The organism is Herbaspirillum sp. CF444 (genome assembly GCF_000282135.1).
Taxonomy (GTDB): Bacteria; Pseudomonadota; Gammaproteobacteria; order Burkholderiales; family Burkholderiaceae_D; genus Herbaspirillum.
In genome coordinates this window covers 1-1,188 of the sequence record NZ_AKJW01000103.1, presented here as the reverse complement: position 1 = coordinate 1,188, position 1,188 = coordinate 1, and the positions used below count along the sequence as shown (strand labels likewise).

Genomic DNA, 1,188 nt, shown 5'->3' with positions numbered 1-1,188 from the left:
AAATTCGAGCGGACCAAGCCGCACGTGAACGTTGGTACGATTGGTCACGTTGACCACGGCAAGACCACGCTGACGGCAGCAATCGCAACGGTGTTGTCGAAGAAGTTCGGCGGCGAAGCGAAGGCCTACGATCAGATTGATGCAGCGCCGGAAGAAAAGGCACGCGGCATCACGATCAACACAGCACACGTCGAATACGAAACAGCCAACCGTCACTACGCTCACGTTGACTGCCCAGGCCACGCCGACTATGTGAAGAACATGATCACCGGCGCCGCGCAGATGGACGGCGCGATCCTGGTTTGCTCCGCAGCAGACGGCCCGATGCCGCAAACACGCGAACACATCCTGCTGTCGCGTCAGGTCGGCGTTCCTTACATCATCGTGTTCCTGAACAAGGCCGACATGGTCGATGATGAAGAGCTGCTGGAACTGGTCGAAATGGAAGTGCGCGAGCTGTTGACCAAGTACGAATTCCCAGGCGACGACCTGCCAATCATCAAGGGTTCGGCGAAGCTGGCTCTGGAAGGCGACACTGGCCCATTGGGCGAGCAAGCCATCATGGCACTGGCAGAAGCACTGGACACCTACATCCCGACACCGGAGCGTGCTGTTGACGGCGCCTTCCTGCTGCCAGTGGAAGACGTGTTCTCGATCTCCGGCCGCGGTACTGTGGTGACCGGTCGTGTTGAGCGCGGCATCGTCAAGGTCGGCGAAGCGCTGCAAATCGTCGGTATCCGCGACACGCAAGATACTGTTTGCACCGGCGTTGAAATGTTCCGCAAGCTGCTGGACCAGGGTCAAGCCGGCGACAACGTTGGCGTGCTGCTGCGCGGCACCAAGCGTGAAGACGTGGAGCGTGGCCAAGTGTTGGCCAAGCCGGGTTCGATCAAGCCGCACAAGCACTTCACAGGCGAGATCTATGTGTTGTCGAAAGACGAAGGCGGCCGTCATACACCGTTCTTCAACAACTATCGTCCACAGTTCTACTTCCGTACCACGGACGTGACTGGTTCGATCGAGTTGCCGAAGGATAAGGAAATGGTCATGCCAGGCGACAACGTGTCGATCACCGTGATGCTGATCAACCCGATCGCGATGGAAGAAGGTCTGCGTTTCGCGATCCGCGAAGGTGGTCGTACTGTCGGCGCGGGTGTGGTTGCCAAGATCCTGCCTGACGCGTAATAA

At 58.4% G+C, this 1,188-nt stretch carries 1 protein-coding gene; it reads left to right on the top strand.

The window, feature by feature from the left end:
- The coding region (tuf, locus tag PMI16_RS22180; RefSeq protein WP_007883803.1) for an elongation factor Tu at window positions 1-1,185 on the top strand (1,185 nt) is incomplete at its 5' end.
- Window positions 1,186-1,188 lie beyond the last annotated feature (3 nt).